Annotated in this window: 14 protein-coding genes; 6 read left to right on the top strand and 8 right to left on the bottom strand. The window is 63.9% G+C overall.

The window, feature by feature from the left end; genetic code table 11:
• Positions 1-97 precede the first annotated feature (97 nt).
• Positions 98-1054: a succinylglutamate desuccinylase/aspartoacylase family protein gene (locus ACH9L7_RS10805; protein WP_396610714.1), complete on the top strand. Its 957-nt coding sequence runs from the start codon at positions 98-100 to the stop codon at positions 1052-1054.
• Positions 1055-1060: 6 nt separating this feature from the next.
• Positions 1061-2164, top strand: coding sequence for a pyridoxal-phosphate dependent enzyme (locus ACH9L7_RS10800; protein ID WP_396610713.1), 1104 nt, complete (start codon positions 1061-1063; stop codon positions 2162-2164).
• A gap of 30 nt (positions 2165-2194) precedes the next feature.
• Here ACH9L7_RS10800 and ACH9L7_RS10795 read toward each other — a convergent pair whose 3' ends face one another.
• Positions 2195-2470, bottom strand: coding sequence for a DUF2892 domain-containing protein (locus tag ACH9L7_RS10795; RefSeq protein WP_396610712.1), 276 nt, complete (start codon positions 2468-2470; stop codon positions 2195-2197).
• Positions 2471-2609: 139 nt separating this feature from the next.
• Between ACH9L7_RS10795 and ACH9L7_RS10790 the strand changes: the two genes are divergently transcribed.
• On the top strand, positions 2610-2816 hold the full coding sequence (locus ACH9L7_RS10790; RefSeq protein ID WP_396610711.1) for a hypothetical protein: 207 nt from the start codon (positions 2610-2612) through the stop codon (positions 2814-2816).
• A gap of 21 nt (positions 2817-2837) precedes the next feature.
• Here ACH9L7_RS10790 and ACH9L7_RS10785 read toward each other — a convergent pair whose 3' ends face one another.
• From ACH9L7_RS10785 to ACH9L7_RS10775, 3 genes are all read right to left on the bottom strand, one after another.
• Positions 2838-3572 carry a protein-L-isoaspartate O-methyltransferase gene (locus tag ACH9L7_RS10785; RefSeq protein WP_396610710.1) on the bottom strand — a complete coding sequence of 245 codons (735 nt, stop codon included), beginning with the start codon at positions 3570-3572 and terminating at the stop codon, positions 2838-2840.
• Between the two features lie 21 nt (positions 3573-3593).
• Positions 3594-4532, bottom strand: a complete 939-nt coding sequence (locus tag ACH9L7_RS10780) for a methyltransferase domain-containing protein (protein ID WP_396610709.1) — start codon at positions 4530-4532, stop codon at positions 3594-3596.
• A 75-nt stretch (positions 4533-4607) separates the two neighbouring features.
• Complete coding sequence (locus tag ACH9L7_RS10775) at positions 4608-5264, bottom strand: HVO_0476 family zinc finger protein (protein ID WP_396610708.1); 657 nt, start codon at positions 5262-5264, stop codon at positions 4608-4610.
• A gap of 152 nt (positions 5265-5416) precedes the next feature.
• On the opposite strand from ACH9L7_RS10775, the gene ACH9L7_RS10770 reads away from it, so the two are divergent.
• Both ACH9L7_RS10770 and ACH9L7_RS10765 read left to right on the top strand, forming a co-directional pair.
• Positions 5417-6709 (top strand): PQQ-binding-like beta-propeller repeat protein, encoded by a 1293-nt coding sequence (locus ACH9L7_RS10770; protein WP_396610707.1) that lies wholly within the window; start codon positions 5417-5419, stop codon positions 6707-6709.
• Positions 6710-6790: 81 nt separating this feature from the next.
• On the top strand, positions 6791-8065 hold the full coding sequence (locus ACH9L7_RS10765) for a PQQ-binding-like beta-propeller repeat protein (RefSeq protein WP_396610706.1): 1275 nt from the start codon (positions 6791-6793) through the stop codon (positions 8063-8065).
• A gap of 21 nt (positions 8066-8086) precedes the next feature.
• On the opposite strand, the gene ACH9L7_RS10760 is transcribed toward ACH9L7_RS10765, so the two are convergent.
• The gene (locus tag ACH9L7_RS10760) at positions 8087-9046 is read right to left on the bottom strand and encodes an aminopeptidase (RefSeq protein ID WP_396610705.1); all 960 of its coding nucleotides are present in this window, start codon (positions 9044-9046) and stop codon (positions 8087-8089) included.
• Positions 9047-9256: 210 nt separating this feature from the next.
• Between ACH9L7_RS10760 and ACH9L7_RS10755 the strand changes: the two genes are divergently transcribed.
• Positions 9257-10324 carry a type II glyceraldehyde-3-phosphate dehydrogenase gene (locus ACH9L7_RS10755; protein ID WP_396610704.1) on the top strand — a complete coding sequence of 356 codons (1068 nt, stop codon included), beginning with the start codon at positions 9257-9259 and terminating at the stop codon, positions 10322-10324.
• A 42-nt stretch (positions 10325-10366) separates the two neighbouring features.
• Here the strand turns inward: ACH9L7_RS10755 and ACH9L7_RS10750 are convergent, their stop codons facing one another.
• From ACH9L7_RS10750 to gap, 3 genes are all read right to left on the bottom strand, one after another.
• Positions 10367-10855 carry a metallophosphoesterase gene (locus ACH9L7_RS10750; RefSeq protein WP_396610703.1) on the bottom strand — a complete coding sequence of 163 codons (489 nt, stop codon included), beginning with the start codon at positions 10853-10855 and terminating at the stop codon, positions 10367-10369.
• 81 nt (positions 10856-10936) lie between these two features.
• Complete coding sequence (locus ACH9L7_RS10745) at positions 10937-12142, bottom strand: phosphoglycerate kinase (protein WP_396610702.1); 1206 nt, start codon at positions 12140-12142, stop codon at positions 10937-10939.
• Positions 12143-12331: 189 nt separating this feature from the next.
• Positions 12332-13384 (bottom strand): type I glyceraldehyde-3-phosphate dehydrogenase, encoded by a 1053-nt coding sequence (gene gap, locus ACH9L7_RS10740; protein WP_396610701.1) that lies wholly within the window; start codon positions 13382-13384, stop codon positions 12332-12334.
• Positions 13385-13605: the final 221 nt, after the last annotated feature.

Below are 13605 nucleotides of genomic sequence, written 5' to 3'. Positions count from 1 at the left end.
ACCCGAACTTACGACCCGGCGACCATAGCGCCACCGCTTTGGTGGTCGTTTTCCACGGACCGAACCCCTAAAGGGAAGTGGGTCCGAGTTTCGCGGTATGATAACCTTGGGAACGGCGAGTGCGGCCCCCGGGGAGATTGACGTGGGCCGCCTCGAGGTGGGTGAATCGCGCGATGGCGCGACTGTCAGCCTACCCGTCGCCGTCATCAACGGTGCGTCTCCCGGAAAGACGCTCTATATGCAGGCAGCCTCCGACGGCGACGAACTCAACGGCGTCGGCGTCATCCAGCGGGTCGTCCCGCAACTCGACCCGACCGAAATCTCGGGGACAATCCTCGTCGTCGGCATCGTCAACTATCACGCGTTCCAGGTCGCACAACACCGCAACCCCATCGACGACACGAAGATGAACCGGGCGTACCCCGGCGACGAGCGCGGCACCTCCTCCGAACGCATCGCCGCGGCGACGTTCGAAGTCGCCCGGCGCGCCGACCTCATCTTAGACCTTCATCAGGGGTCGACGAGTCAGATGATAAACGAGGTCCGCGTCCGGTGTGGTCGCCACCACCGCATGCACGCGAAATGTTTGCGCCTCGCCAAGGCGTTCGGATGCGGATACGTTCTCGACCAGAAGGGACCGGACGGCCAACTCGCCCGCGCCGGTCCCGACGCCGGAATCCCGACTATCGACCCCGAACTCGGCGGGTGTGTCGGCTGGGACGAAGAGAGCATCCAGAAGGGCGTCACCGGCGTCTACAACGTCCTCCAGGAGTACGGATTCCTCGACGGCGACGTAGAACTCGAAGCGCAGACCCGTGCCCGCGGATTCGACCAGTACGGGTCGCCCGCTGGCGGTCTGGTCCGGTTCAAACAGGAACTCGGCAACGAAGTCTCCGCTGGCGATGTCCTCTTCGAGGTGACTGACGTGTTCGGCCAACTCAAATCCCGCGTGACGGCCGACAACACCGGTATCTTCTGGCGCGCCCGTCGCCTCCCGCAGGTCGCGTCCGGCGAGTACGTCTGTTCGGTCGGCATCACCATCGACACCTACTGACTCACCATGCCCTCCCCTCATTCACTTCCCGCCCGTCTCCGTCTCGCCTGCCCAACCTGTGACTCGACGCACGACGAGTGGCGCTGGCGCTGTACGTGCGGTGCACCACTCGACTTCGCCGAGACCCCACTTCCAGCCGATTCGACGCCTGCCGCGGCCGACCTCGACTTCCGCCGCGGTCTCTGGGCGTTCGACGACTTTCTTCCAACCGACCCGCATGCTACCCTCGGCGAGGGGATGACGCCCCTCGTCGGTGCACCCGAGTGGGACGCCTCGTTCAAACTCGAATACGTCTTTCCCACCGGGTCGTTCAAAGACCGCGGTGCGACGACGATGCTCTCGCTCGCGGCCGAACTCGGCGTCGAGCGCGTCGTCGAAGACTCCTCCGGAAACGCAGGTGCCGCCGTCGCAACCTACGCCGCCCGCGCGGGCATCGACGCGGAGATTTACGTCCCTGCGTCGGTCAAGCCCTCGAAGCTCCAGGCCATCGAACGCGCCGGTGCGAAACCGGTCCGCGTCGAAGGCTCCCGACAGGACGTGACCGACGCCTGCGTCGAGGATGTCGAAGACGGCGACGCATGGTACGCGAGTCACGCGTGGAACCCGGCGTTCTTCGCGGGCACAGCCACCGTCGCCTACGAACTCGCCGCCCAGTACGACTGGGATGTCCCCGATGCAATCGTCACGCCACTCGGTCACGGAACGCTGTTCCTCGGTGCCTACCGCGGCTTCCGCGCCCTCCGCGACGCCGGATGGATAGACAGCATCCCGCGACTCTACGGTGCGCAGGCCGCCGGATACGCTCCTATCGCCGACGCTCTCCACCGTTCGCCGGAAGGGACGAACGACGTGGCAGACGGTATTCAAATCGAGAACCCTGTCCGCGAAACGGAAATTCACGACGCGCTCGAGACGACGGGCGGCGACGCCATCGCCCTCTCGGCCGACGCAGTCGAAGACGAACTCGACAGGCTCCACCGCCACGGGTTCTACACGGAACCGACGTGCGCCGTCGCGCCCGCGGCGCTCCGCGAACTCCGGACGATGGGTGAAATCGACGCGGACGACGACGTGGTCGTGCCACTGACGGGAAGCGGACTCAAAACTTGAGCCTGCATGAGGTCGCTGTCGAAGAAATAGTTACTGCATCCGGGGTTTCACCGGGACTTCGGTCTCGACTTTCGCTTCACCCGTGTAGGTGTTGATACCGAACAGTGCATTGAGCGGGCACTTCTGGATGATTGCGGTCGTCGCCAGCACCGCGCCGACGACGAGCAGCACACCCGCCGCCACGAGTCCGAGCGTTCCCGCGGCGATGGTAAACGCGCCTCCCAACGCCGCAGCACCGACGATTATCAGCGCCGGTCCGAAGATTGCACGAGCGATTCTGTCGTATCCGCCGACGTTCTTCTCCATGATTCTCACCAAAGATGTGTACGTCTCACACAAGCATAGCAACAGCTGAAGATTCTCGGGATGGAGGAACCGAGAATGTCGTTCGAGTTGAGTTGTCATCCCCAACACAGTTACGCTCGTCGCGTGTGAAAACCACGGCATGTCCCGCGTTACGTACCTCCTCCCCGGCGAAGACGAGCCAATCGGGCGCTTTCTCGCGCTCACCATCGCGATTTACATCGTTGCGACTGGCTTCGAGTCGGCCGGACTTCTGCTCGGTTCGGCACTCGCTGCACTTGCGGTGTGGACGCTCACAACGACGATACAGGGGATCTGGGTCGGTTACCTCGAAGGAAAAGTCACGTAGCCGGTGCCGAGCGCGCGTCGCTTATCGGTGTGCGCCCCAGTCGATCCAGTCTTGTTCCCACCCGTGCCCGGCGTGCCAACTGCGGCCCTCGTACTCGGGGTCTTCACGCTTCGTCCGGTTTCGGACGATACCGCCCGTCTGCTCGCCGTCGACGAGGAGCGGTTTGAACTGGAGCGGGCCGAATTTCTCGGCGATGTCGCCATCTTCGACGGCGACGAGCGTCTGTTCTGTCGTCCCCTTCGGCATGACGAGTCGGCCGCCGTCGGCGAGTTGTTCGAGGAGTTTCCGCGGTGGCCGAACGGCCGAGGCTTCGACGAGGATACGGTCGTAGGGGGCATACTCTGGGAGTCCGTCGGCCCCGTCGCGGCAGTCGACGAGGACACCTTCGTAGCCCGCCCGCTGGAGATTCGTCCGCGCCTCGTAGACGAGTGAACGGGTGATATCGACCGCGTGGACGTGCGGGTCGCCGACGACTTCGGCGACGACGGCCGCCGTGTAGCCGACGCCCGCGCCGACGACGAGTACGTTGTCGTCGGGTTCTGCGTCGAGGGCGGTCAGGAGGCGCGCGACTGTGGTGGGCGCGAGAATCGTCGTGTTCGTGTCCCGGTGTGCCGTCGGCTTGTTCTGGTACGGGGAGTCGGTGACGAACTCGTGGCGCGGGACGTTCCGCATGGCGAGGTTGACTGCCTCGTCGAACTGGTCGAGCGAGTGCTCTAACCCGTCGACCATGTCCTCGCGCAACACCGAGTGGTCCATATAGGGTCTCGGCGGTCGCCCTTAATCAACCGCACGCTCGGCGACGACCGCCTGCACGTCGGTTCCGGGCACGTCTCGGACCGTCTGTCGGGTGAATCCGGCGGATTCGACCCACGACCGGACTACTGACTCGTCGTGCAGGTCTCCGCGACCGAGTGCCAGCGCATCGACCGCGACTTGGGTCGTCGCCTCGGCAGAACACCGACCGTAGAGGGAATCGACAAAGACGGCCGTCCCACCCGGTTCGAGGGCGTCGTGCGCAGCAGCAACCAGCGCCGCTGCGTCGTCTGCGTCACGTCCGGCGAACGCGTCACCGACGAAGACGAGGCCGACGCCCTCGACGGGTGGGTTCGTCGGGTCGCCTGCGACGAGTTCAGCACCGGCCCGCGAGAGAAGTGGTCGAACCACCTCGGTCGTCTCCGGGGTGTCGACGAACGTCACCTCGAACCCGCGCGCGAGGAACTCACGGGTGAAGGTCCCCGATGCGCCCGCGAGGTCGAGGACGCGAGTCGCATCCGGTGCCGCACGAACTGCGGCGGTCACGCACGCGCGGACGACCGACTCGTCGGTTGCGTCGTGCGCGCCGAGACGGTTCCGCGTCCACCCGTCCGGGAGCGCCGGTGGCTCGCCGCGCTCTATCGTCGCGGGGAGAGCAGTGTAGAGCGAAAACCGGTCGAGCGCGTTCGGGAGACGACCGATAGACCGGACGTCGCGCTTGGCGAGGAATCCGAGCGCGCGATTCGTAATCTCGTACTCGTCGCCGACGCGCTTGATAAAGCCCATCGAAGCGAGCGCTTCGACCGTGATGCGGGCCGCTCGCGGGTCGATACCGGCCGTCTCGGCGACGGCTTCGGCGGTCCCGGCACTGGTCGTGAGCGCGTCGATGACGCCGCTCTCGCGGGCGGCCCAGAGGAGCGCAAGCGATTCGACAGCGAAACGCGACCGGTCGCGGGTAGGCATTGTCCGCACCGATGGGGTGCGAGAAGTTAGGTGGTTCCGTGTGGGGTGCTGTGTGAGCCGGTGGGCCTCGCTATTCTACCAGGCGGACCACGCAGTCGAGGTCTGGTCGCGCGCGTAGACGCGCTTTGCGTCCTTCGCGTAGACCATGTCGCCTGCGTGGTCGAGTTTGCCGTGGCGGTATTCGGGGGCGTCTTCGCGGACGACGAGTCCCTCGATTGCCACTTCTTCGTCGCCGAAGGACTCTGTATCGCCGACGACGAACTCGTAGTCGCCGGGGACGTTGACGGTGATACTTCGGGTGTCCTCGCGCTTGCCGTCCTTGGGGTGGACGGTGACGTTGACGGCGACGTTGTCGACCACGCGAGTCCAGACGGTTTTCACGTCCTTCACCTGCGCCTCCTCGGTGCGCTCTTCGGGACCGACTTCGATGCCCGTGATACGCACGAGTTGGATTGCTTCGGGGGTGTCGACGATGAACTCCTCGCCGTTCGCAATCTCGGCTTCTTTGGGGGCGGAGACCGTCGTCGAGACGGACGACCCGTCCTGCGAGACGACGACGTTCATGTCGATTTCGTCGGGTATCTCGACTTTTTCTTTGTGAACGTGACCGCACTCGGTACAGCGGACGGTCGAGTGACCGCCGGGTTTCAGCACCTCGTGGACGGTGGGTTCGTCGGGCGAGCACGTCGGACAGGAGAGAGGGACGCGCTCACCGGCGTCGGGTAGGCTCATAGAGGCTGTTAGCCCATCAGGCCGTAAAAAGCCGCCTTTCTCCTCGTGCGCGTGGGAGTCGGTGTCGAGGGGGTTGGGCGTTGATGCTCGATGAGAGATATCAGATGGTCGCGGCCGGTTCGTTTTTGTATTGGATATTCAACTATTTTGCCATGCCCTCCCCATCTCGTCGGCAGTTCCTCGCCGCCCTCGGTGCTGCCGGTCTCGCGTCGACTGCCGGGTGTCTAACCTACGACCGTCCGTCTCACGAGGGGCGATGGCCGCCCGAGACGAACAGGTACGTCACCGACGTTTCGGGTCCCGGCTCGGATGCCTATATTGCGTGGTCTCGGGAGATGCGGGACGCTTTCCCACCGACGATGCCGGTCGTCGCCGACGGCACAGTCTACCATCTCGATTCTCGCGAGGCACGACGTGAGAAGTCCGGTGGGACGTGGCTCGGCGCGTTCGACGCCAAAACCGGCGAGACGCAGTGGGAGACGCACCTATGGGAGACAGACGAGTTCTACTACTTCTACCATCAGGGGCCGCCGGTCTTCGGTGGCGACCGACTGTTCGCCCAGACACACGACGGCGTCAAGGCCGTCTCGACGGATGGCGAACTCCTGTGGACGTTCCAGAACCTCGGCCCACACCAACCGTTGCCAGACTACGCATCACCAATCGTCACTGACGACCTCGTCATTGCTGGTTCGTACGGGACAGACGATGGTGGCCAACCCGAGGTGCTGTACGGCATCGACCGTCAGACCGGCGAAGGCGTGTGGGAACAGTCGTTGGAGAACTTCGATGGAGGGACCCTCTGGCGACTCACACTCGATGGCGACACGTGTTACGCACCGCTCTCCAGCGATGGTTGTGTCCTCGCGCTCGACGCGACGACTGGTGAACCGATGGAAACGTACGACGCCGGTCCTATTGGAGCGGTCACTATCTCTGACAATCAACTACTCGTCCTTTCCGAACACGGGCGGGAGGAACGGTTGTACTCGTTTGATATCGACACTGGAACCCAACAGTGGAGTGTCGACCTCAACGCTGGGATGCTCGAAGATACCATTGTCACGGACGGGACACGGCTCTATCACAACGAATTTCGGTACCTCGTTGCACGCCGACTCGACACCGGCGAGGAGGTTTGGAGGGTCGGTGGAACAGACGACCGCTATATCCATCAGTCGACACCCGTCATCGCCACCGACAAACTCTACGTTAGCGCGTATCGTTCGCTCGGCGAAAACGAAGGCGATGGTTCATTTTTGCTCGTTCTCGACCCCGAGACAGGTACTGAAGTCGGACGGGTGATTCCGTGGAAAGATGGCACCCCCGACATGTCAACACCAGCAGTCGCCGACGGCGCGCTCTACCTTTCCCACAGCTACGGTGAACTCGTTTGCTTTGAAGACTGCGCGGCGGGCGTCTTCGACCACTGTCTAATCGGGTAATCGAGATAGCCGACGCCCGCACGTGCTGTCCGTCCATTCGACGTTCGACGCTTTTCCGCCTGCGCGACCAATCTTTAGGTTGTGTCCGGGTCCACCCGTCGACAGTTCCTCGCCGCCCTCGGTGCGTCCGCACTCTCGGCGACCGCCGGGTGCGTCTCCAGCAACGGGGCCACCTACGAGGGCACGTGGTCGCGGCCCGGATTCGACGACGCCCGGACCGGGTTCTCGCCCGCAACTGGCCCCACTGGCCCCCTCACTGTCGCGTGGCGCACGGACGTATTCGACGGGTATCCGACGACCTCACCGGTCGTCGCCGACGGAGTGGTCTACTACCTCCACACACGCGGCGGGAGGGGACATCCCCACGAGTCGGTCGTCTCGGCGTTCGACGCGGCGACCGGTGAGGAGCGGTGGCGAACTATCGTCTCGGTCGAAAACACTGACGAACTCGCGTACCACCACGACTCACTGGTCGTTGACCAGCGCCGACTCTACGCGCGAACCTTCGAAGGACTCCACGCGCTCTCGCTCGACGGCGACCGCCTGTGGCGACACCCCATTCCGACGACGGCGCAACCGTACCCGCTCGTAGCACCGCCGGTCGTCTCCGACGGAGTGGCGGTCACGGCGACCTACGGAGAGCGAACGCCCCCGATTGGCGTGGCCGCTGTCGATGCCGAGACCGGACAGCCACGGTGGCGCGTCGGGTTCAACACCCGGCAGATTCCGTGGACACTCGCGGCCGACAGGGAGCAGGTCTACGTCCCGTTCTTCGAGGGCGATACAGGACTCGTCGCGCTCGACCTTCAGTCCGGCACGCGCGAGTGGTCCGTTTCGCTCCCGGTCGGAGGTCCCGTGACGGTCGCTGGCGACACGATGTTCGTCCCGCTCGGCGGCGACCCCGAGTCAATCGCGGCGACGGACCGCCGAACCGGGGCGATTCGCTGGCACGTTCCTGCGGTTCGGCACACCGAGTCGGGTGTTGCCGTCGCTGGCGACCTCGCCTACTACTGCGCCGACCGCCTGCTCCTCGCGCGCCGCCGCGATACTGGTGAACTCGTCTGGTCGTTCGGCCCCAACCCCGCCGTCTCGCTGGGATGGACGCCGGTCGTCGCCGGGGATGTCGTCTACGCGCACGTCGAGCGCCGAACAGAGTCGGGGATGTCGAACCACCTCTACGCGCTGGATGCGGCGACTGGCCGCGTCCGCGGGTCTGGGAACGTGTCGGTGTCGTCGGACCTCTCCGGACTCGCTGTCGTCGACGGCGCGGCCTACGTCGCACTCGGACGCGGCGAACTGCTGTGTCTCGAATCGTGTGCGGTCTCGGTCCTTGGACGGTGTGTTAGGAACGGGTAAAACAGGAGACTCCGCGGCTTCTCAGGGCTGTGGCAGGGCGACTTCTTCGCCGTCGGCATAGACCGTCGGGTTGCGGACGATGCCGTCGAGGTGGAGGGGAGCGTCGGTGTCGCCGCCGATACCCGCGTCGTCGCCGATGGCGATGTGGATGGTTCCGGCGGCCTTCTCGTCGAGGAGGACGGAGCCGACGAGGTCGGTTACGCCGACGTTGGTGCCGATGCCGATTTCGGCGAGGTTGTAGGCGTCCTGTCCAACTTCCTCGGCAGCTTCCTCGACCTGCTCGCGGATGTCGTCGTCCGAGATGTGGGTGACGTAGCCGTCTTCGACCTCGAAGCGGAGTTCCTGACCCTCGTCGAGGAGTCCGTGGGGCATCATCGTCCCGTCGACGACGAAGGTTCCGTTCGCGGACTCGGGGCTGAGGAAAATCTCGCCCGCGGGGAGGTTCGAGAAGGACCCGGCATCCGCGATAGAACCGGTGTCGGCGAGCCATTCGCGGTCGCCGCGGACGAAGATGATGTCCGTCCCTTTCTCGGTGGTGACGCGCACCTCGTCGGCGTCACCGACGGCGTCCAGCATTGCTTTACTGTGGTCGTAAATCGCGTCGTAGTCGGCGTCGAGACCCGTGACGAACACCTCTTCGGTGATTCCGGGGAGAGTTGCACCGCGAGCACCGGCGTCGCAGGCGTCACCGCGTGCGCGGGTGTGACTGAGACTCTTCGTCGTCGGTGCGAGGAAGGCGTCGGCGTCGGCCATCGCCGCTGCGACCGGGGCGGGCGGTTCTTCGCCGTGCTGATTCCCCGGCGGATAGCGGATGATGGACGCGTCGTCAGTCACCTCGCTGGCGACCTCGTAGAGGGCTTCGCCGATGCGCTGGCGCTTGTCGTCGGTGACGACGACGAGCGATTCGTCGGCCTGCAGGTCGAGACACTGATGGACCGCCGTCTCGCTGGCGGCGCGGAGGTCGGAATCGTCGATTGCCATGGTCGAACGTGTGATTCCGTCCCGGTTAGGCGTTCCCATCCGCGGGTCAATCGCGGGTGTTTCGTACCGCCGCCATGCGGTCGGCGAATTTTACTGTCAAACGCACCGTAACTCGTATCGCAAGTAATCCAGCGACTCACTCGCATCGGAGTTAATTTCTACCCATTAACCATCGAAATAACTATGGTCGGCTACGGCCGTGTTTCAGCCATGATACGAGTGGGTGTCAACGGCTACGGTACAATCGGAAAGCGCGTCGCCGACGCGGTCGAGGCGCAGCCCGACATGGAAATTATCGGCGTAGCCAAGACCCAGCCCAACTTCGAAGCGCACACGGCAGTCAAACGCGGCTACCCGATGTACGCTGCCATCCCCGAACGTGCTCCGTTGTTCGCCGAAGCCGGCATCGAGGTCGCCGGTGAAGTCGACGAACTCGTCGCGGAAGCAGACATCATCGTCGACTGTACGCCCTCCGGCATCGGCGAACAGAACCGTGAACTGTACGAGACCCACCACACGCCCGCCATCTTCCAAGGCGGCGAAAGCGCGGATGTCGCAGACGTGAGCTTCAACGCTCGGTCGAACTTCGACGCCGCCCGCGACGCAGACTACGTCCGCGTCGTCTCGTGTAACACGACCGGTCTCTCGCGCATCATCGCGCCGCTCGAAGAGGAATACGGTGTCGAGAAGGTACGCGCGACACTTGTTCGTCGTGGTGGCGACCCGGGACAGAACTCTCGTGGACCCATCAACGACATCCTTCCGAACCCGATCAAAGTTCCTTCTCACCACGGTCCCGACGTGAAGACCATTTTCCCTGACCTCGAAATCGACACGCTCGGACTGAAAGTCCCGGCGACGCTCATGCACGTGCACGCGCTCAACGTCACGCTCGGGTCCGACGTGACGGGCGCGCACGTCCGCCAACTGCTCGAACAGGAAGACCGCGTCTACGTCATTCCGGAAGGACTCGGCATCGACGGCGCGGGCAAACTCAAGGACCTCGCCCTTGACGCGGGCCGCCCGCGCGGCGACCTCTGGGAGAACTGTGTGTGGGGCGAGTCCATCGGCGTGAACGGCCGCGACCTCTATCTCTTCCAGGCCATCCACCAGGAATCCGACGTGATTCCGGAGAACGTCGACGCCATCCGCGCGATGTTCGACCTCAAAGACCAGAAAGACAGCATGGCGCTCACCGACCGCCAACTCGGTGTCGGTATCTCCGGCGACCCTTCTGGGTTCTCTGAACAGGCGCGCGCGGAGTTCGCCGACGACTAATCGGCGAATCGTCTGTTCAGCCTCTTTTCGGCCGTATTTTGCTTACAGCGCTTCGAACGACACGTTCCCCGTCCCGAGGTCTACCACCGCGACGTGGAACTTCTCGTCCGCACCCGGAATCGGCAACCCGCCGGGGTTGAGGTGCGTCGTTTTCCCGTGCTGTTCGACGACCCGCTCGTGGGTGTGACCGCGGAGGACGTAGTCGTACGACCCCGATTCGAGAAGGGATTCCACCAGCCCCGCTTCGGTCCCGTGGTAGACGGCTATCTCGTCGCCGTCGAGCGTTAGGTGGGCGAAGTCGTCGTGGTAGGTTCCGAACGACGCCACGATTTCGCGGAGTTTCCACTCCCCGTCGTTGTTCCCACGAACCGCGTGGAAGTCGAAGTCTGCGTCGAACGGGGTCGCCGAGAAGGGTGACACGATGTCGCCACAGTGGACGACCACGTCCACGGCTTCCGCTTCGAAGTACGCTACCGCCGCCTTGACGTAGTCGAGGTTATCGTGCGTGTCGGAGACGACGCCGAGTTTCATGGGTGTCGATTCGGCGGCATCGGATTTCAACGTTCGGCGAGTCGGATGACAGTCAGAAAAACCGCGTCCGAGTAGACGTCGTTAGTCCTGCTTCAGCACTTCAACGCCCGCCAGCGGCGCACCCGTGAGCGCGCGGATGTAAGCACCGCCTGCGATGGAGACGTGGCCGAAGTCAGACTCGTCCATCCCGTACATCTCGATAGCGCGAGAGGTGTCGCCGCCGCCGACGACAGAGAAGCAGTCAGTCTCGGAGATGGCGCGGAGGACGCCGGCGGTCCCGACGGAGAAGCGCTCGTCTTCGAACAGGCCGAGCGCGCCCTTCACGAAGACGGCCTCGGAGTCGCGGATGACGGGGTCGTACGTCTCGACCGTCTCGCTCCCGACGTCGAGGTAGGCGCGGTCCTTCTCGTCGATGTCGGCGACCGCAATTTCGGCGCGCTCGTCGTTCTCGTCTTCGTACGCGAGGTCCACGGCGAGCGTAATCTGGTTGCCACGCTCGTCGAGGAGGGATTCGATGGTCTCGCGGTTGGCCTCCCACTGGTCGTCGAAGAAATCCATACCGTCGAGGTCGAAGCCAACGTTGTGACCGGCGGCGCGGAGGAACAGTTCGCCCGCGATGCCGCCGAGCAGGAAGCGGTCGACCGTGTCGCCGAGGTTGTTCATCACGTCGATAACGTCGGTGGCTTTCGTCCCGCCGACGACCATCGTAACCTGTCCGTCGAACTCGCGTGTCGCAATCGAGGAGTTCGCCTCGTACTCGGTCTGCATCACGCGACCCGCGTAGGCGGGCAGTTCGAGTGCGAAGCCGACGAGAGAGGCGTGAGACCGGTGGGCGGCGGAGTAGGCGTCGTTGATGTACGCGTCGAAATGAGGCGCGAGCGTCTGGACGAACTCGGTGTCGGCTTTTACTTCGGGCTCTTCCTCGGGGAGTTCCTCGTCGCACATGCGGACGTTTTCGAGGAGCAGCACCTCACCCGCGTCGAGCGACTCGATGGCCGAAATGGCCTCGTCACCGAAGGTGTCGGAGACGAACTGTACGTCGCGGTCGATGTGGCGCGCGAGGATTGCGGCGTGCTGTTCGAGCGAGACGAAGTCGTCGCCGCCGGGGCGTCCCTGGTGGGCCATACAGACGACGCGGTGTCCGGCCTCGGCGAGTTCTCGGAGCGTTTCGGCGTGGCGGTCGAAGCGGCGGTTGTCCTGTACCTCGCCGTCTTCGACGGGCGAGTTGAGGTCGAGGCGGACGAGGACGCGCTGTTCTGGGTCGAGGTCGTCGAGGGTGTTGAACATCAGGTGGGAGAACGTGGAGGTGTTACTTAGTGGTGGTCGGGTTGAGGCGAGCGTGTGGTCGGGTTGAGGCGAGCGTGTGGTCGGGTGAGTCGAGTGTGTGGTTGGAGTCGAGCGTGTGGTTGGATTAGGCCGAGCGTGTAGACTAGGCGACCGGGTGAGAGTCGAGAGAGCGGTCAGTACGTGGACGACTTACTGGTGCGTGATGAAGTGCGCAACGTCGAGCATGCGGTTGGAGAAGCCGTACTCGTTGTCGTACCACGTCAGAATCTTGTAGAGACCGCCGTCGTTGACCTGGTTCGTCGTGTTGAGGTCGACGGTGCTGGAAAACGGCAGGCCGAGGATGTCACGCGAGGTGACTTCGTCGTCCGTGTAGCCGAGAACACCAGCGAGCGGGCCGGAGTCGGCAGCGGCGCGGAAGGCGTCGTTGATTTCTTCGACCGAGGGCGTCTCGTCGAGTTGGACGACAAGTTCCGTGAGCGACCCGTTCGGGACGGGGACGCGAATCGCCATGCCGTCGAGCTTGCCTTCGAGTTGGGGCAGAATCTCGGTGGCGGCCTGCGCGGCACCGGTCGTCGTCGGGACGATGTTCTCGGCGGCGGCGCGACCACGGCGCTGCTTGGCGTGGGGGCTGTCGATGAGGTTCTGGCTGCCCGTGTAGGCGTGGACGGTCGTCAGGAGACCGTTCTCGATGCCGAACTCCTCGTCGAGCACCTTCGCGACCGGCGTGACGGAGTTGGTCGTACAGGAGGCGTTCGAGACGATGTCTTCGCCTGCGTACTCGTCGTGGTTGACGCCGTAGACGATTTGCTTGACCGGCTCGTCGCCCTTCGGCGGCGCGGAGATGACGACCTTGTCAGCGCCTGCGTCGAGGTGTGCAGAGGCGTCCTGCTTCGTGCGGAAGATGCCCGTACATTCGAGGGCGACATCCACGCCGAGTTCGTCCCACGGCAGTTCGGCCGGACTCTGGACGTTGTAGAGACCGACGGACGTGCCGCCGATGGTCAGCGAGTCGCCGTCGCGCTCGACACCGTCGAGACGGCCCATGACGGAGTCGTACTTCGCGAGATAGGCCATGTCGTCGAAGTCCATCACGTCGTTGATGGCGACGAGTTCGACTTTCGGGTTCTCCAGGACGGCACGGAAGATGTTCCGACCGATACGGCCGAATCCGTTGAGTGCCACCCGGACCACGTCCGACTCGTCCACGTTCTCGTCCGCGTTAAGGTAAGAAATTTCACTCATGTTCGAGTAGTTCCCATGTAGATATCCCGGAGCCAACAGTATATCTGTTTCGGAAAACGCAGATAATCAATCAGAATCTATCGTACCAGAACAAAGCCAATCAGCAAACGCTCAAAACCAAACACACTCTTGGACCCATATCGACAGACGGCGGGGCAGTCGAAAGCAGGTAGCACACGCCCGCTCCGGAGCGATTCCCCCGGATGAGACTGTCGCGGACA

The sequence above is a fragment of the Haloferax sp. S1W genome, from assembly GCF_044593955.1.
Lineage (GTDB): Archaea > Halobacteriota > Halobacteria > Halobacteriales > Haloferacaceae > Haloferax.
This window is presented reverse-complemented; position numbering and strand designations above follow the sequence as displayed.